The organism is Bradyrhizobium lablabi (genome assembly GCF_900141755.1).
Classification (GTDB): domain Bacteria; phylum Pseudomonadota; class Alphaproteobacteria; order Rhizobiales; family Xanthobacteraceae; genus Bradyrhizobium; species Bradyrhizobium lablabi_A.
This window is the reverse complement of record NZ_LT670844.1, coordinates 2066922-2083532: the sequence shown is the minus strand read 5'-3', so window position 1 is coordinate 2083532 and position 16611 is coordinate 2066922. Positions and strand designations below refer to the sequence as shown.

Annotated in this window: 14 protein-coding genes; 10 read left to right on the top strand and 4 right to left on the bottom strand. The window is 57.9% G+C overall.

Annotation, left to right across the window (positions count from 1 at the left end):
- Positions 1-53: 53 nt before the first annotated feature.
- Together B5526_RS09690 and B5526_RS09685 are read left to right on the top strand one after the other, a co-directional pair.
- The gene (locus B5526_RS09690) at positions 54-1211 is read left to right on the top strand and encodes a TrbI/VirB10 family protein (protein ID WP_079537999.1); all 1158 of its coding nucleotides are present in this window, start codon (positions 54-56) and stop codon (positions 1209-1211) included.
- Positions 1212-1221: 10 nt separating this feature from the next.
- Positions 1222-1458 carry a DUF2274 domain-containing protein gene (locus B5526_RS09685; RefSeq protein WP_079537998.1) on the top strand — a complete coding sequence of 79 codons (237 nt, stop codon included), beginning with the start codon at positions 1222-1224 and terminating at the stop codon, positions 1456-1458.
- On the opposite strand, the gene B5526_RS09680 is transcribed toward B5526_RS09685, so the two are convergent.
- From B5526_RS09680 to B5526_RS09670, 3 genes are all read right to left on the bottom strand, one after another.
- Complete coding sequence (locus B5526_RS09680; protein ID WP_079537997.1) at positions 1437-2390, bottom strand: LysR family transcriptional regulator; 954 nt, start codon at positions 2388-2390, stop codon at positions 1437-1439. The two genes, B5526_RS09685 and B5526_RS09680, sit on opposite strands and share 22 nt — an antisense overlap.
- A 139-nt stretch (positions 2391-2529) precedes the next feature.
- The gene (locus tag B5526_RS09675) at positions 2530-3162 is read right to left on the bottom strand and encodes an acyl-homoserine-lactone synthase (protein WP_079537996.1); all 633 of its coding nucleotides are present in this window, start codon (positions 3160-3162) and stop codon (positions 2530-2532) included.
- Between the two features lie 95 nt (positions 3163-3257).
- Entirely contained in the window at positions 3258-3983 is a 726-nt protein-coding gene (locus B5526_RS09670) for a LuxR family transcriptional regulator (protein WP_079537995.1), read from the bottom strand.
- A gap of 567 nt (positions 3984-4550) precedes the next feature.
- Here B5526_RS09670 and B5526_RS09665 point away from each other — a divergent pair.
- Both B5526_RS09665 and B5526_RS09655 read left to right on the top strand, forming a co-directional pair.
- Complete coding sequence (locus B5526_RS09665; RefSeq protein WP_349642770.1) at positions 4551-6209, top strand: recombinase family protein; 1659 nt, start codon at positions 4551-4553, stop codon at positions 6207-6209.
- A gap of 205 nt (positions 6210-6414) precedes the next feature.
- The gene (locus B5526_RS09655; protein WP_079537993.1) at positions 6415-7077 is read left to right on the top strand and encodes an SOS response-associated peptidase; all 663 of its coding nucleotides are present in this window, start codon (positions 6415-6417) and stop codon (positions 7075-7077) included.
- A gap of 406 nt (positions 7078-7483) precedes the next feature.
- On the opposite strand, the gene B5526_RS09650 is transcribed toward B5526_RS09655, so the two are convergent.
- Entirely contained in the window at positions 7484-8482 is a 999-nt protein-coding gene (locus B5526_RS09650; protein WP_079537992.1) for an IS30 family transposase, read from the bottom strand.
- Positions 8483-8624: 142 nt separating this feature from the next.
- On the opposite strand from B5526_RS09650, the gene B5526_RS39415 reads away from it, so the two are divergent.
- From B5526_RS39415 to B5526_RS09620, 6 genes are all read left to right on the top strand, one after another.
- A complete protein-coding gene (locus B5526_RS39415; RefSeq protein ID WP_283807615.1) occupies positions 8625-9086 on the top strand; it encodes a type II toxin-antitoxin system Phd/YefM family antitoxin in 462 nt (153 codons plus the stop codon).
- Between the two features lie 337 nt (positions 9087-9423).
- Positions 9424-10059 carry a hypothetical protein gene (locus tag B5526_RS09640; protein ID WP_079537991.1) on the top strand — a complete coding sequence of 212 codons (636 nt, stop codon included), beginning with the start codon at positions 9424-9426 and terminating at the stop codon, positions 10057-10059.
- A gap of 96 nt (positions 10060-10155) precedes the next feature.
- Positions 10156-11010, top strand: coding sequence for a hypothetical protein (locus B5526_RS09635; RefSeq protein ID WP_079537990.1), 855 nt, complete (start codon positions 10156-10158; stop codon positions 11008-11010).
- An 809-nt stretch (positions 11011-11819) separates the two neighbouring features.
- Positions 11820-13946: a type I secretion system permease/ATPase gene (locus B5526_RS09630; RefSeq protein WP_079537989.1), complete on the top strand. Its 2127-nt coding sequence runs from the start codon at positions 11820-11822 to the stop codon at positions 13944-13946.
- Positions 13933-15387 carry an HlyD family type I secretion periplasmic adaptor subunit gene (locus B5526_RS09625; protein WP_079537988.1) on the top strand — a complete coding sequence of 485 codons (1455 nt, stop codon included), beginning with the start codon at positions 13933-13935 and terminating at the stop codon, positions 15385-15387. The genes B5526_RS09630 and B5526_RS09625 overlap by 14 nt, the downstream gene beginning before the upstream one ends.
- 429 nt (positions 15388-15816) lie before the next feature.
- Positions 15817-16611, top strand: coding sequence for a hypothetical protein (locus tag B5526_RS09620; RefSeq protein ID WP_154071236.1), 795 nt, complete (start codon positions 15817-15819; stop codon positions 16609-16611).

Sequence of the window (16611 nt, the reverse complement as noted above, 5' to 3'; positions counted from 1 at the left end):
CGGAACCCGACATTCGGCCGGGAGGCGACAATGATTCAGACCGGGCGGCATCGATGCGATTGCGCGCAGAGCGCCCGCGCGTCACTCGGCTCTCCCGAAAAGTCCTTGCAGGAGGCGCGGCAATCGGATCGCTTGCAATCTTCGGTGCCGTGTTCTGGGCGCTGCAGAATAATCGGTCGCATACATCCGCGCCATCCGAGCTCTATACTATCGATCATCATAATGTCGCCGACGGACTGAACGGCCTTCCGCGGGACTATGCCGGTGTGCCCCGCCAGGTGCCACCGCTCGGACCAGCGCTGCCCGGCGATCTCGGACGCCCAATATTGAACGCGCAAAACGCGCCTTCGGGGGCGGTGCCTTCCATTGATGGGGAGCAGCAACGCATCGGTCAAGAGATCGAAGCCGCGCGTCTGAGCCGGCTGTTTGCCTCGACCAGTATTCGCGAGTTGGCGTTGCCGTCCGTCCAATCCGCTTCGAGTGATTCCTCGGCTCCCACGTCAACCCAGCCGGGTCAACCGGCCCAATCCTCAGTCGACGAGACGCTCGGGCAGAACGGCCAGGACCGTAAACTTGCCTTCGTCAACGCATCGGTCGATCGCCGTACCACAAGTCCGGACAGGATCGCCGCGCCCGCATCGTCGTATGTGGTCCAGGCGGGCAATGTCATCCCGGGGTCGCTGATTACCGGCATTCGCTCGGATCTGCCCGGCCAGATCACCGCCCAGGTGACCGAGAACGTCTACGATAGTCCGACCGGACGCTTCCTTCTCGTTCCGCAAGGGACGAGACTGATTGGTGTTTACGACAGCCAAGTTTCGTTCGGTCAGTCGCGTGTGCTGTTGGTTTGGACCCGCCTGATCATGCCGAACGGCCGTTCCATCGTGCTGGAGCGCCAGCCCGGCGCCGACACCGCGGGTTATGCCGGCCTCGAGGATGAAGTCGACAATCATTGGGGCGGTCTGTTCAAGGCCGCGCTGCTGTCCACGTTGCTTGGCGTTGGAAGTGAACTCGGCGCCGGCTCCGATACCGGCAACAATGGCGACATCATCCAGGCGCTCAGACGCGGATCCAGCGATAGCTTGAATCAGACGGGACAGAAGGTCGTCCAACGGAATCTCAACATTCAACCGACGCTAACGATTAGGCCTGGTTTCCCGGTCCGCGTGATCGTCAATCGTGACCTCGTGCTCGAGCCTTACAAAGGTTAGGAAGACAAATATGGTAAAGCTCAAGCTCGGCGCCATTGTGGACGACAAGCCGGTCAAGCTAACGATCGAACTGCCGGCGGCAGTGCATCGTGATCTGCTTGCCTACGCCGAAGCGCTAGCCCGCGAAACCGGGCAAGCGATCACCGATCCCTCAAAACTGGTGGCGCCGATGCTGGCGCGTTTCATGACGACCGACCGGGCCTTTGCAAAGGGTCGGCGTAAAAATCAGATTGAAGGGGAGGGATAGCGCTCTCTGAGAAGCTTCAGGAAGCTTGCCAGAGCAGGATTCTCATTGTGCTCCCGCCAGTTCGCCGAATGACCCATTCGCGCTGGGCCAATCCCGTCACGGACTTCCCTAAGAATCACGCCGGTAAAACTAGCACCGAGAGAGGCTTCAATCGTCAAGCCGATACCAAAGCCGGCGCCGACTAGGCTCTTGATGCTCTCCTGGCTTACATCGTGACGGACCAGTTTGGGCCGATCCTCCGGTGACGCGAGCTTGGCAATGAGTAGGTCCTGAATCTCGGGTCCGGGATCACGTTGGCTTAGCACCAGCGTCTCGCCCTTCAGATCGGTCCAATAGATAGTTTCGCTGCTGGTCAGTCGATGGCCCTCCGGTAGTAAGACAAAAATTCGTTCGCTCCAAAGCGGCATCGACTTGCTTTCCAAGAAAGGTGTCTCGCCGGTCACGATCGCGAGATCTATTGTTCCATTGCGGAGAGCGGTCACAAGTCGCGTCCGCGAACATTCGATCATGCCGACGTCGATTTGCGGAAACCGTTGCGCATAGTCGACAAGTGTTGCACGTAAATTGCCGGCTGAAAGCGAAGTGTAAAAGCCGATCGAGAGCCGGCCAGCTTCGCCGCGGCCGGCCATATACGCATTGGTGATGAGTGAGTCCATTTGTTCCAGGATCGATCGAGCGATGCGCAAAAAATTGCGGCCCGTTTCGGTCGCGCGTACACCGCCGCTTGATCGCTCGAAGATCGCCACACCAACTGAATGTTCTAGTTGGCGAATGCAGCGGCTCAGCGTCGATTGCCGCAAAAGTAACGCGTCAGCAGCGCGCCGAAAGCTGCCATGGTCTGCAGCTGCAACCGCGTATCGGAGGTGCTGAAAGTTGATAGCCGACATTCGGCTCGGAGGCTTGGTGTCTTTGAATAATCCACCATCAATCATGTTGCAATTCTCGACGCGCTACACTTGCAGAGTGTGATATCACCATGCGGAGCCCGTCACGGCGACAAGCAGCGACGATTCGGCCGCTAGCTCGTGTTTGAGCCTCCGTTTATCGCACGGCGTGCCGCTGCTGTCCTTTTTAGGCAGCCACGAGCGCGACCGGCGCCCAAAGCACAGGACTCTTGAGGCCACCTGCAGTGCAGACGCGTGCCAAACTCTCGATCGACACATCGAGATAGCCTGCGACCGCCAAGGTATTTCCGAGCCTGCGAGCTTCGCCAATTCGCCGCAAAGGCCAACCCGCGCGCCGTAAGATCCGCTCCATCCGCGCATCGGTAACGGTAACGATGTCAGTGAGCTGGCGCGACAGCCCGAACTCGATCATCCCGGCGAAAAGCTCGTAGGTCGCGTTGGCGAGGCCGTGAGCTGTCTTCGGTGCTTCCGTGTCAATATCGAGCGCAAAGCGGCTGCTTTCCCAGATTGCTGAGCTAGCAGGAGCGGATGCTCCGTTCAACAGGATCGGAAACGTATCGCGCAGCATAGTGGGGCCGGTCGAGGGAAGCAGTCTCACGCAGCCCTGAACACGGCCGTCGCCTGCTCGATGCAGCAGATAGACGGGATCAAGCGCATCGAATTCGTCGATCTCCATATCGCCACTGAACTGAACGTCCCAATCGAGCCGCTCCTTGAACACGCGGTACCGCAGACGGTGCATTTCCGAAATCTCGTGAACAAAATTCCCAAAATAATCTGCCGTTATCAGCTGCATCATGCTCGCCTCCTGCTCTGGATGCTCTGGGCTCCATTGAAAGCGAGTAGGTCGATCGATGCACCTCCCGAAGTTGAGGGAGGCGATCGAGCTTGGTATCACGGCAAAGTCAACTTTGACGCCGTTAGGCGCGCGACGGCCTGAGTGATGGTGCGCACACCGAGCTTCGTTTTGGCATTTAATAGATAGGTGGCGACGGTGTGCCGTGAAATGCCGAGAATCCGTCCGATCTCCCAAGCCGACTTACCTTGCGCAGCCCATTCGAGGCACTCGAATTCGCGAGGTGATAATGACACGCCTGCGATCGCTCTTGCGGGAAAGAACCTGAGGTGGGCATGAGCGTGAAAGTACATCGCCATGAGCTGAAGCACACGTGCATGCAGTTTAACTGAGCGTTCGAACTGCGGTCTCCGCTCGTCGGTGGCGAAGGTCACCGCGGCGACAGGGCCGCGACTATCGTGGATGGGGACTGTGAAGCCATAGCGGACTCCGAATTTGGCGGCCTCTGCAAGCAGTTCTTGTTGGGGCTTGGATGCTATCATCGATCCGACCCCGAGACCCCACTCAAAGGGCTCGGGATTATTAAGCGCCTGCGCGATTACTGGGTCAAAGCGCTCATAGCGCCTTTGCAGATAATGCGTTGTCCAGGCCGACGGATAGTTTGATATCAGTCGCGGGGCGATGCCTGCTCGATGCGGCATGGACAGGTAGGCGAAGCTGGACAGGTCAAGCGTTGTGGCTGCCTTGGCCATGGCATCATGAAGGGTCTCCGGGTCTGGAGCGCTCGATACGTGTTCAATAAACTCGTGGAAGAGGCGATGCATAGCTGCACAACTTCAAAGTAGATGACCATTAAGCTGCCACGTCGCACAGCCGCCGCCAGAAAAATTTCCGTTGTCGAACATCCTTAGGTCGAGTTACCCAAGATTTCCACCAGTCGGTATGGGCGGAGTCATGAGGCGTTTGAGGACCGGCCACGCGCAGTATCCCCGTACGAATTCGGATTGCTGCTGAGGGGGCAGTATCCGGCGCATCGGTGGTGGCCCAGTCTTAATTAATTCGCCGCGATAACGTCGTGCCAGGGTCGCCCGGCGACGGTTCGTGGCTTGATCTGCCTAACAGGACAGCTTTGAGGGCTTTTTATTCCCCGATTGTGATACGGATTTTCATTAGCGGAGGCGTGGTGGAGCGACGGTTCGGCCTTACCCCTATGGACGCAGCCACATTGTGGCGCTGCGGCCAACCAAGATATCAGCCAGTGATCCGTCTTCGACGTGGTGGCCGGGGGAGCGATAGCGCGTGCACCGCCCTCACAGCTGGCGTTAAGCTGCTGTCGAGCAGGGAAACGACGTAATCCAGCGAGCATCACCGCTGCGCCACTCTAGGAGCGGATGATGGGCAATGCATTAGTGGTCCAAAGGACTCGACTGCCTCAATCACAAACGGCTTTACGCGCGGCACAGTATGTCCGCATGTCGACCGATTACCAGCGATACTCGATTGAAAATCAGGCGGCCGTAATTGCTGCACATGCGCAAGCTCACCATCTTACGATTGTACGCACCTATCGCGATAGCGGTGAGAGCGGCCTCACAATCAAGAACAGACCAGGGCTGCTAAATCTGCTCCGAGACATTCAACACGGCCGCGCCGACTTCGGCCACATCCTCGTCTTTGACGTGAGCCGCTGGGGTCGTTTCCAAGACGTCGATGAAAGTGCACATTACGAATTTATCTGCAGAAGAGCCGGGATCAAGATTGCGTACTGTGCGGAGCAGTTTGACAACGACGGAAGCTTGATATCGAGCATCGTGAAAAATGTGAAACGAGTGATGGCCGCAGAATACAGCCGCGACCTGTCAGCGAAGGTCCACGCCGGGCAATGTCGGCTGGCGAGCCTCGGCTTCAAGCAAGGCGGGCCGGCCAACTATGGGCTCTGTCGAGAGCTTGTCGACGAGACTGCACGACCCAAACACTTACTGAAGAGCGGCGAACGCAAGTACTTGCTCACTGACCACGTTAGGTTGCAGCCCGGCTCGTCGACCGAGGTCGCTACCGTAAGGTGGATATTCGAACAGTTCCTCATCACCAGATCGGAAAGTCAAATAGCCCGCGAATTGAATAGAAGGGGTATCCCAAACAGCAGAGGCAGGCCATGGAGCCGGATATCGGTGCATTTCATTCTAACCAACGAGAGCTACATTGGAAATCTGATCTATAATCGCCGATCACGCCGTCTGAAACAGAAACTCGTCGAAAATCCGGAACACCTGTGGGTCAGGACCAATGGCGCGTTGCCGCCAATCATTGAGCCGAGCGTATTCGCTCGGGTTCAACAACTGATGTTTGGACGTTGGATCAGCCTTCCCAAGGACGAGATGCTAACGCACCTGCGTAAAGCCCTCCACAAGAATGGCCGTCTCACCAGCAAGATAATAAATGAAACACCCGGTCTTCCTTCCTCGGCGACCTACATTGATCATTTCGGCACACTGCGAAAGGCGTACAGCCTTATCGGCTATACCCCAAAGCGTGATTGCGATTGGATCGATTCGAAGCGTCGTTGGTCCAACGTAGTAACAAATCTCTCCTCCCAAATTGCTGCGACAATCGAGAAGGCTGGTGGTCGCGTCGATATCAACAACGCGGCGGACTGCCTCTTGATCAACCGTGCACTCGGCATCTCGTTTCGAATCGCACGGACGGAGCCACCTAAAAAGGAGAGCCACTCGCTTCGCTGGGGTTTCCATCGCCCCTCGTATGTGCCTCCTGGATGGATTGTCGTCATCAGGCTGGCAAGGGGTCATGGCGCAGAGCTTGACTATCTGCTGTTTGAGACAAGTGAGCTTGCCCGGGGCATGATAAGATTTACGGACAAGGCCTTGAAGCGCCGCAAATGCCGGCGTTTTGAAACACCGGATGCACTGACTAGGTCAATCACTCGACGTGTAACCATGAAAAGCCGTGCCGTTCCAACCAAGTCACGGCTGCCGAGAACGCCGCGAACAAGAGGCCGCTCCAAAAGAGAGTCCGGCCGCGCGCGGCACTGATGGAGCGGAGGTAAAGATAAGCGCCGATCAGCTTACCGTAGTTGCGTCTGAAGTCGCCGTTGAGCTTCGATATCTCGACAAGCTCGGAATTTGGTTCGGACATGCAGGGCTCCTGACAAAGGCCAGGGCACCTCATAGATCACTGATTTGCCCGACGGCACAAGTGCTTGTCTTTTAGGTTTTCAGGAAGTCAGGGCGTCGAGCGATGTGCAACCTCTATTCGATCACGACCAACCAGGCCGCTATCATCGCGCTCTTCCGCGTGATGAACCGCTACGTCGGCAACCTGCCGCCAATGCCTGGGGTGTTTCCCGACTATCCGGCACCGGTGGTCCGCACCACCAGCGGCGAGCGCGCGCTGACCATTATGCGCTGGGGCATGCCGCCCCCGCCGCGCAACGGCGGGCCGCCGGTGACCAACATCCGCAACACGAGCTCTCCGCACTGGCGAGGCCGGCTGAAGCCGAAAACCCGTTGCTTAGTCCGGGCGAACAGCTTTGCGGAATATGCACCGGAGCACAATCCCGCGACCGGCAAAAGAGACGTCGTGTGGTTTGCGCTGAATGATGACCGGCCGCTGTTCGCCTTCGCCGGAATCTGGATTGAATTTCGGGGCGACCGCGGCACCAAGTCCAAGCCAATCCCCGGCCCTCACCTGGTTTACGGCTTCCTGACGACGACGCCGAACGCGATCGTTGAGCCGGTACATCCGAAGGCGATGCCCGTGATCCTGACGACGGAGGAAGAGCGCGACGTCTGGATGCGCGCGCCGTGGGATGAAGCCAGGACGCTGCAGCGACCGTTGCCCGATGATGCGCTTAGCATCGTCGCTCGTGGTGCCGACAAGGAAGATCAGACTGCTGCTTGACGGTTAACCGCGGTTGGAAACGACCGCTTGACGATCCGACATCGCTTCCGCGCGGTCGCCGGCTGGTCATCGCTCAAGGATCCCCATTGGGGACAGCGAAAACTGAAGCGGGACTTCAGCAATCAGCCCTGCGGCTTCATTCCGAGCCGTTGGCCGCACATGCTGCCGTATGCACCGAGAGCGCCGGCCAGTCCTATCAATCCAGAGCCGCCGGGGTTGTAATCTTCGGTGTTGAGCTGCGTGACAACCCGGTCGGAGACGCGATAACACTGACCTCGCAGGCGTAAGTGGCTGCGCTCCCGTACCCGTGGTCCACCGCGATATTGGTCACAGACGAAAGTTGCCAAACGTATGAGGCCTCACCGCTATTCATCTTGAACATGCTCGTAGGCGGTGCCCGATGAAGTCACGTTTGAAGTGCAACGATTGATTTGAGTTTTGAGAATGCCTCGGCGGGCGTCTTGAAGTCCAGGCATTTGCGCGGGGTATCGTTGAGGCGCTGAACGTGCCGCTTGAGGTCGGCTGCCGTGATAAGCTTGAGGTCAGTTTTGCGGGGCAGAGAGCGTCGTAGGCGCCCGATGGAGTTTTCCACGCCGCCTTTTTGCCAGGGACTATGGGGATCGCAGAAGAAGGTTTGGACGCCGAGGGTTTGGTGAAGCCTGTGGTGCTCGGCGAACTCGTTTCCGTTGTCGAAGCTGATGGTTTTGCGCATCGCCTGTGGAAGTTTGCCGAGTTGACGGGCGATGGTCCGGGCGGTGAGGACAGCTTTTCGATCGACCGGGTGCTGAACCATGCTGAAGCGAGTTTGTCGTTCGTGGAGAACCAGCAACCCCTGGCCACATCGGGCGAACAGCATGAAGTCGGCTTCCCAATGGCCCGGCGTCCCGCGGCCTTCGACCTCGGCGGGGCGTTCGGTGATCGAACGCCGTTGTTTGATGAGGCTGGCGGGGCTGCGTCCTGGACGATGCCCTCGTCTTCGTTTGCGGCGCGGCAGCAGACGATGCCAGTAATCCTTCTGAGCCGCACGATGATAGATGAAACGATAGATTGACTCATGGCTGATGATGACGCGACCATGTTCCAGCGCCAGTCGGCCAGCGATCTGCTCTGGGGAATGTCCCATCGCAAGGCTATTGCCCACGCAGTCCCGCAGGTCCGGCTGACGCGCCAGCTTGAAGCGGCCATCCCACCGGCGCCGGCGCTCGGCCAATTGCTGCGCCCGGACAGGCTCGTAGCCCCCCGTCCAGACCTTGGTAGGCCGGGAATTGCGCCGCAGTTCCCGACTGATCGTTGACGGCGCCCGGTCGAGCGCAGACGCAATTTCGTTTTGAGATTTACCGCCTGCATGCAGGCGGTAAATCTCAACGCGCTCCTCAAGGCTGAGCTGGCCATAACATTGTCCCATCGCCACAACACCCTATCAGGTGTTGCACTTGTGTCGTGAACCCAGGCCCATTGGACCACGAGTGTGTCAACATTTCTTTCCAATATATTCTTGTCCCAATCGGGTCCGGACTTCCGGAGCAGACGCGGCGCAGCCGCCCAGCATGGCACACAGCACCACAATCTTCACAACACGCATAACGACAGACTCCCCCAAGCCAGGCGGGCATCCAAGCGCAACCAGAGCGCGAGATCAACAACATTCAGACGAAACCGTCATTGATGGTTACCCGCAAACTCACCGGACGAACCTCGCTATTGCCCTTGCGGCGCACCGCATACCGCATTTACTCTTGGACGCCTTGAGCCTGCCTGGAGAGTTTTATTTGGCACACGTTTCTTATACCCAGCTACGCAGCAGTCTCTCGTCCTACATGGACGAAGTCTGCGACAGCCGCACGCCCCTCTTCGTAACTCGTCAGAATGGTCGCAGCGTCGTCCTCATGTCAGCGGAAGACTACGAGGGTCTTATGGAGACCGTTCACCTTCTTAAGAGTCCAGCCAACGCTGTCCGCTTGTTGCGTTCCATCAATGATGCAGGATCAGGACAAGCGGACAGTCATTGAGACACTGCGCATGTTCGGCACCCGCCCAAACCGTCTTCAGTCTTAGAAGCTACATGCTCTCACACGATTCCCTGATGTGTAACCTCTATTCGATAACGACCATGATGCGCTGGGACATGCCGCCGCCCCAAGCGCCGGAAGTTTTCTCGTCACCAATATCCGGAACACGACCCTCGCCGCACTGGCGCGGCTGGCTGAAGCCGGAAAACCGATGCTTGGTCCCGTACTGACGACAAATTTTTGGAGAGAGATATGTAAATCTGGACTTGCCGCGCTATTTCCTAGCGGGTAAATCACCTATTGTTCGCTGTAGGATTGTGGTGGTAGAGAAGTAAGAATGCGCCAGTTGATCGCCGCCACCATACGCCGGATTGCGTCGTTTTCCGAAACCCTGGAGGGCTACGAGCAATCCGAATTGGTTGATACCATTTTCAAAAAGACAGTGGCCTATGAACCAGATAGCGACTGGCCGGAGATGGCCGGCGTCTCGACGGTTTTGGATTTTGGCGGCGGCTGCGGAGTTCACTATAAACAGGCGCGATCACCGATTGTCCGTTGGGCCGTAGTTGAAACTCCGCTAATGGTTCAAAGAGCATCAGAGTTAGCGACAGATCGTCTTAGATTTTTTACTTCGGTGCGAGATGCCGCGAACTGGCTTGGTTCCGTGGATGTCATGCATTCAATGGGCGCCCTTCAATATGTGCCAGACCCGGCAAGAACCCTGAATGCACTTTGCGAAGTACGGGCAAAGAAGATGTATTGGGCCAAGATTGCGCTATCTGCCAAAACAACCAAACGGGAAAATCAGCTTTCACTTTTGGGCGAAAACGGACCCGGCACGATCCGAAAATTCAGTGGAAAGGCCGTGAGATACACACTTACTGCAATTCCAGAACAGACATTCCTTGACGCCCACAAGGATTATTCTCTTGCAGATCGCGGCGTCGATTGGTTTAGATTCGTCCTTAGATAACCCGCGCATGATGTATTTGCAGACGATGGTTGGCCGAACATTCGGATGTGCGTTGCTGCCGCCGGCACTAAAAAAGAAGACTAGGCAAGCGCGGGCATGAAAAGGCCCGCAAAGGCTTCGGTGGCGGTGGCCGGTGCGCTGCTGGTGATTGGTTTGACGGAATTTTTGGTCCAGCTTCCATCGCTCTACGCGATAGTAAAACAGGACCGTTCATTTCCCGCATTAAGCCGATACGTTTTTGAGAGAACTCCCGGCGTGGTCTTGGTCGGTAGTTCGATGACCTACCGCGTGATGGAAGGTTATTTCCTCAAGTCGCCCGTTCGAAACATCGCGATTTCCGGAGGGTCACCGCTCACCGGCCTCGCAATCGTTGGAAGCTATAGTTCGATCCCGCATCTCGCGATGGTCGAAGTGAATATCATGTCCCGGCCAATCGACCACGGGCTCCTTGAACAATTTGGAAAAAGTGATGCCGCGCCGTATCAATGGTTTCGGCCATTTCGAGCGGTCATTTCCCTCGTCTACTATTGGATCAAAACGAAATCGGTAGCGGACGACGTAGCCAAGCTCCCGCAACTTCCTCCTTCGGACTACGATATCGCTGCCTCAGTTGAAAGCGCCGCGAGAGAATACGGCGCGAGCAACCTTGACGAAGCCATTGCCAAGAACGTGGCCGCTATCAAGCCGATGGTCGAAGAATTGGAGCGGCGCGGTTGCCACGTGGTGTTTTATGAACTTCCGTACCCGGGCCAGCTCGGAGACTATCATTTTGCGGTGCTGACACGCACCCTGATGCATGCCACATTTCCAGACCCGAAGAACTGGCCCGAATTCGACTTTCATCGATCCGAGCTGCGCTGGGTAGACTCGGCTCACATGGATGAGAGATCGGCGATCATAGTTGCCAAGGAGATCGAGCGATACATCGCATCAAGCCCGGCTGCGTTTTAGGCATTGCGCGCGCGCATCCCGTAGAACGCGTCGAGGGTGTCATGTCGGCATGACGCCCCAAAGACCCGGCTGGTTACGCGAAGCTTCGTGATCGTCGTTTTTGCTAATTCGGCCGAAGGAATCAGAAAGTAGTCCTGAATAGTAGTATTGGACGGGTCCATTCTGATCACCAACGTTATGTCCGATTTTGCGTATCGATTGACGCGCACGTGCCAACGCACATGACCCTTGCCCTCGGATAATGCGCGGGCTGCTGGCAAGGAGGCTGAGGTTCATTGGGGAGGTCCGCGAACTCGACAACTCATGGTGAGAGGGATGTTTGCTGACCCCAGTGTGGCTTGACTATGGTCACACCAAACGAGCCGCACCGCGCCACTGCCGTTCGTCAGCGAGCAACGACCGATGTCCGTTACGCTTCAAAGCAGACGTCTTGCCGCAAGATTATTCCATAACATCTGATCGGCGAATCTCCGCTGCTTGAAAAGTGAGCATTTCGTCGAAGCTGTATGCCGGCGCCGTTGGTGAGACGCAAACGTTGAGCAGCGAACTCACCAACAACAATACAAAGCCCATCAGGCTGAGCGTGGGGTAAGAGTCCTAGCGTCGATAGAAATCCCCTTGGTATGCGGGCCTGTGTTGTTGACGCGGAAGATCGACCCTTGACCGTCGGTGTGACACGGTCAGAGGGCGATCACGCAAATGGATTACACTTCCAAGAAAATTCCTCCCCAAAAAAATAAATTTTGCATTTTGCGTTTGGAGAATACGTGCGATAGTCCTCAAAACGACTTCAGGTAGTACCCGCTTAGATGGAAACCGTACCTAAAGATACGGGCTTGCAGTGCCTGGCGCTGCTGCTGCGCTTCCATCAAGTTTCGGTTGATCCCGCGCAAATCGCGCATCAATTTTCCGGCGCCCCGATCGGCGTGGCCGAGATGCTGCGCTGTGCCAAGGATTTGAAGCTGAAGGCGCGCGCCGTGACCGAAAACTGGGCAGGCTTGATGAAGCTGCCGCTGCCGGCGATCGTCGAGCTCAAAGACCAGAATTTTATCATTGTCGGGAAGGTGACCGCGGACGACGCACTCGTCCAAAATCCATCGGAAAACCGTCCCCAGATCATCAAGCGCACCGAGTTCGAGTACGACTGGACCGGGCGCGTCGTGCTGATGGCCCGCCGCGCGTCGCTGGCCGATGTTGCGCGCCGCTTCGACATCACGTGGTTTCTGCAGGCGATGCACAAATACCGCGGTCTGTTGGGCGAGGTGTTGATCGCATCGTTCTTTCTGCAGCTTTTTGCGCTGGTTACGCCGCTGTTCTTTCAGGTCGTCACCGACAAGGTGTTGACCCATCGCGGCTTCACGACGCTCGACGTGCTTGTTGTCGGGTTGATCACGGTGTCGATATTCGAGACCGTGCTGGGCGCGCTGCGTACTTATGTGTTCTCCCACACCACCAACCGCATCGATGTCGAACTGGGCGCCCGGCTTTACAAACACCTTGTAGCCTTGCCGATTGCTTACTTCGAGACACGGCGCGCGGGCGACTCCGTTGCGAGGGTGCGTGAGCTCGAAAATATCCGGAATTTCTTGACCAGCTCCGCGCTCACTTTGGTCATCGATCTCGGCTTCACTTTTGTCTTTCTGGCGGTGATGTTTTATTACTCGCCATTGTTGTCCTGGATCGTTGTTGGGTCGTTTCCTTTCTATATCGCGCTTTCGGCCGGCGTGACGCCCGTGTTCCGGCGGCGACTCGAAAAGAAGTTCGATCGCGGCGCCGAGAACCAGTCGTTCCTGGTCGAGAGCGTGAGCGCGATCCAGACGCTGAAGGCGATGGCGATCGAGCCGCAGATGCAGCGGCGCTGGGAAGAGCAGCTCGCGGGCTATGTCGGCTCCAGTTTCGACGTGCTGTCGCTCGGCAACTGGACCAGCCAGTTTGTCCAGTTCATCAGCAAGATCGTCACGGCGCTGACGCTGTATTTCGGCGCGCATCTCGTCATCGCGGGGCAATTGACCGTCGGCGAACTCATCGCCTTCAACATGCTGGCCGGCCGCGTCGCGCAGCCGGTGCTGCGATTGGCGCAGCTCTGGCAGGATTTTCACCAGGCGCGGGTGTCGATCGCGCGGCTTGGCGACATCCTGAACACCACGCCGGAGCCGGCCTTCGATGCTTCCCGTGCCGCACTTCCTCCGATTCGCGGCGATATCACCTTCGATCATGTGACGTTCCGCTATCGCATCGACGGGCCGACGGCGCTCACCGACATCTCCTTGAAGATTTCGGCAGGGCAGGTGATCGGCATCGTCGGTCCCTCCGGCTCCGGCAAATCCACCCTGACAAAACTTGTGCAGCGGCTCTATGTGCCGGAGGCCGGCCGCATCCTGATCGACGGCATCGATCTGATGGTCGCCGACGTCGCCTGGCTGCGGCGCCAGATCGGCTCGGTGCTGCAGGAGAACGTGCTCTTCAACCGCTCGATCCGGGACAACATCGCGCTGGCCGATCCGGGCATGAGCATGGAGCGGGTGATCGCGGCGGCCGAGCTCGCCGGCGCCCATGAATTCATTCTCGAATTGCCGGACGGATACAACACCATCGTCGGCGAGCGGGGCGCGAGTCTGTCAGGCGGCCAGCGCCAGCGGATCGCAATCGCGCGGGCGCTGGTGACCAATCCGAGAATCCTGATCTTTGACGAGGCGACCAGCGCGCTCGACTACGAGAGTGAGAACATCATCCAGCGCAATATGCGCAAGATCGCGACGGGCAGGACAGTGTTGATCATCGCGCATCGTCTGTCGGCGGTGCGCCAGGCCGACCGCATCATCACCATCGAGGGCGGGCGGCTGGTCGAGGATGGAACCCATGACGAACTGATGAAAAAGGCCGGGCGCTACGCCACCCTCCATCAATTGCAGGCGGGTTTGCATGTCGTCGGCTGAGGCGTTGCCAAACGAACCGGGACCGAAGCCCAGCGAGCCGCGCTGGAAGCGAGAGGACACCGCGCGGCAGTTTCTGCCGGCGGCGCTGGAAATCCTTGAGACGCCTGCCTCGCCAGTCGGTCGGGCGATCGGCGCAACGATCATCCTGTTTTTCGTGATCGCGATTGTCTGGGCGATTTTCGGTCATGTCGACATCATCGCCACCGCATCCGGAAAAATCGTTCCGACCGGACGCTCGAAGACAATCCAGCCGCTTGAGACCGGCATCGTCTCGGCGATCCATGTGCGGGACGGCGACACCGTCACCACCGATCAGGTCCTGATCGAGCTTGACCGCACGGTCACCCAGGCCGAGCGCAAGCACGTCGCGCAGGATCTGACCGCGAGCCAACTCGATGTCGCGCGGCTCACCGCACTTCGTGACGGTTTTGAAGCGGCAACGATTCCCCGCGACCTGGTGGCGCCCGCCGGCGCAACGGACGCCGACATTGCGCGAACCCGGGCGTCGATGCGAGCCCAGGCCGCCGAGCAAATGGCAAAGCTTGCCTCCATCAACCAGCAGATCGAGCAGAAACAGGCCGAACAGCAGTCGATCATTGCGACCATCGCCAAGATCGATGCCTCGCTTCCGCTTGTCGAAGAGGGGGCGACCGTCCGGCGCAAGGCGATGGAAATCCAGTATGGCAACCGCATCGCCTATCTCGACGCGCAGACCAAGCTGGTCGAACAGCAGAACGAGCGGCTGGTGCAGCAGCGCAAGATCGTGGAAGTTACTGCCGCCCGTCAGGCGCTGGAGCAGCAGATCGAACAGACCAAGGCCGCCTATGAGCATCAAGTGCTGAACGATCTGGCGGACGCGGAAAAGAAGGCGGCGGAATTCAGCCAGGACCTTGTCAAGGCCGAACGCAAGACCGGCGAGCAGATTTTGCGCTCGCCGATCGACGGCGCCGTGCAGCAACTGGCGGTCCACACCGTGGGCGGCGTGGTGACGCCGGCGCAGCAGCTCATGATCGTGGTGCCCGCCGACAGCCGGCTCGAGGCCGAGGCGATGATTTCCAACCGCGACATCGGGTTCGTCAGTGCCGGCCAGCAAGCCGAGGTCAAGATCGACACGTTCAATTTCACCCGTTACGGGCTGCTGCAGGGAAAAGTCGTGAGCGTGTCGCAGGACGCCATCGTCCGCGACAAGCCCGGCTCAAAAGCCGGCCTCGCAAAGCCCGATGGCGCGCTGTCCGATTCGAGCGAGCCCGAGGGACAGGAACTCGTCTATTCCGCGCGGGTCGCGCTCGATGGAAGCAAGATGCAGATCGAGGACAGGATGGTCAATCTTGCGCCGGGCATGGCGGTGACGGTCGAGATCAAGACGGGCAGGCGGCGGTTGATCGAATATTTGATGTCGCCGTTGTTGCGGTATGGGCACGAGAGTTTGCGGGAGAGATAAGAATACTGTCGTGTCAACGAGCGTTGAAAATTGTCGAGCTATTTTACGTAGTTCGTTTAGATTGATGCAATCTTCACTTGTCGGAGCGCGTGAGTCGCCGTAGCGTTGAAAATAACAAGTGAAGTGTTTTTGGAGCTAGGACGTTGCTGGATCGATTTCTCCATTTTCCGAATTTTGCTCGGAGAGCAGAAGGAGTTTCGTTTTGTCGGGCAAATCCGGCAGAGATTGGCAAAGAGTTGATCTTCCTTTCGTTGGAGCTCAAGTGAAAGTTCCATCTATACGACATCGCTGTCGTCGATCACTCGCGCGTCTCGCCCTCTGTGCGGCCCCGGGACGCGGTCGACGAGCAACTCCCGATGGCACTGTAACTCGACATGGCGATGGCGATCTCGGCTGCGGGACTGAAAATAGAAAGCGTTCGGAGGCATGATGGGTGTGCTGGCCAAGCGAGGCGGAATCGTCGCGGTGCTGAGCTTCATGTCAGCGATGGTGTTTGGGTCCGCCTTTGCGCAAGACTCCAGCAAGATGAACAAACTGCCGACGCCAGTACCCGGACATTTTAACAAGGCTTGTCCGCCCGGCCATCGGGTCGAGTTTGTCGTCGGCTCGTTATCGCTCTTTGTTGATCCGCGTTGGCTTGATATCGCATCGCTCGCACCTCTGTCGGAACGGTTCGGCTCGAACTGTCCGTCGCAGCCGGTCACGATTTCCTCCATCTATTTCAGTAAACTAACGCTGGACGCCGCGAATATACCGGCCACGCTCGGCCAACCATTTTTGTTTTTCGTGATCAGGAATGAAGCCGAGCTTCCGCTAGGTCGTATGACCAAGCTGGACCTTCCGAATGCGCCGCCGTTGAGGCAGACGGCGGAGCCTTACATCGAAGAGATCACCCGCAGTGCTTTTCGTGCAGATCCCCATCCGTCGCCGTCAGCGCGGGTTTATCGGTTGGTCTATCCTGGGATTGGCAATGAGTCGCCCACATCCATCGAAATCTCATGTGGAGGAGACCCGGGTCATTTGCGAGGGCGCAATTGCTTCACCCCGATTGCCTATTCATATCTCGGAGGACTCAGTGTGCAATACGAGTTTCGGCAAGACCACTTGCCGATCATCGAACCGGGGCAGGTCGCTTCCCCAGGTGCGATGTACGAACCCGATGGCGTCCTTGTCTTCGACAGGCATATCCGCGCGTGGCTCGACAGTCTGACCAAGAATCCATAG

What these genes read in the sequence shown, in the direction of transcription:
- B5526_RS09655 (WP_079537993.1), top strand. Translation starts at nt 6,415, where the DNA reads ATGTGCAACCTCTATTCGATCACGACCAACCAGGCCGCTATCATCGCG.
- B5526_RS09640 (WP_079537991.1), top strand. Translation starts at nt 9,424, where the DNA reads ATGCGCCAGTTGATCGCCGCCACCATACGCCGGATTGCGTCGTTTTCC.
- B5526_RS09690 (WP_079537999.1), top strand. Translation starts at nt 54, where the DNA reads ATGCGATTGCGCGCAGAGCGCCCGCGCGTCACTCGGCTCTCCCGAAAA.
- B5526_RS09680 (WP_079537997.1), bottom strand. Translation starts at nt 2,390, where the DNA reads ATGATTGATGGTGGATTATTCAAAGACACCAAGCCTCCGAGCCGAATG.
- B5526_RS09675 (WP_079537996.1), bottom strand. Translation starts at nt 3,162, where the DNA reads ATGATGCAGCTGATAACGGCAGATTATTTTGGGAATTTTGTTCACGAG.
- B5526_RS09625 (WP_079537988.1), top strand. Translation starts at nt 13,933, where the DNA reads ATGTCGTCGGCTGAGGCGTTGCCAAACGAACCGGGACCGAAGCCCAGC.
- B5526_RS09650 (WP_079537992.1), bottom strand. Translation starts at nt 8,482, where the DNA reads ATGGGACAATGTTATGGCCAGCTCAGCCTTGAGGAGCGCGTTGAGATT.
- B5526_RS09670 (WP_079537995.1), bottom strand. Translation starts at nt 3,983, where the DNA reads ATGCATCGCCTCTTCCACGAGTTTATTGAACACGTATCGAGCGCTCCA.
- B5526_RS39415 (WP_283807615.1), top strand. Translation starts at nt 8,625, where the DNA reads ATGGCACACAGCACCACAATCTTCACAACACGCATAACGACAGACTCC.
- B5526_RS09665 (WP_349642770.1), top strand. Translation starts at nt 4,551, where the DNA reads ATGATGGGCAATGCATTAGTGGTCCAAAGGACTCGACTGCCTCAATCA.
- B5526_RS09685 (WP_079537998.1), top strand. Translation starts at nt 1,222, where the DNA reads ATGGTAAAGCTCAAGCTCGGCGCCATTGTGGACGACAAGCCGGTCAAG.
- B5526_RS09635 (WP_079537990.1), top strand. Translation starts at nt 10,156, where the DNA reads ATGAAAAGGCCCGCAAAGGCTTCGGTGGCGGTGGCCGGTGCGCTGCTG.
- B5526_RS09620 (WP_154071236.1), top strand. Translation starts at nt 15,817, where the DNA reads ATGGGTGTGCTGGCCAAGCGAGGCGGAATCGTCGCGGTGCTGAGCTTC.
- B5526_RS09630 (WP_079537989.1), top strand. Translation starts at nt 11,820, where the DNA reads ATGGAAACCGTACCTAAAGATACGGGCTTGCAGTGCCTGGCGCTGCTG.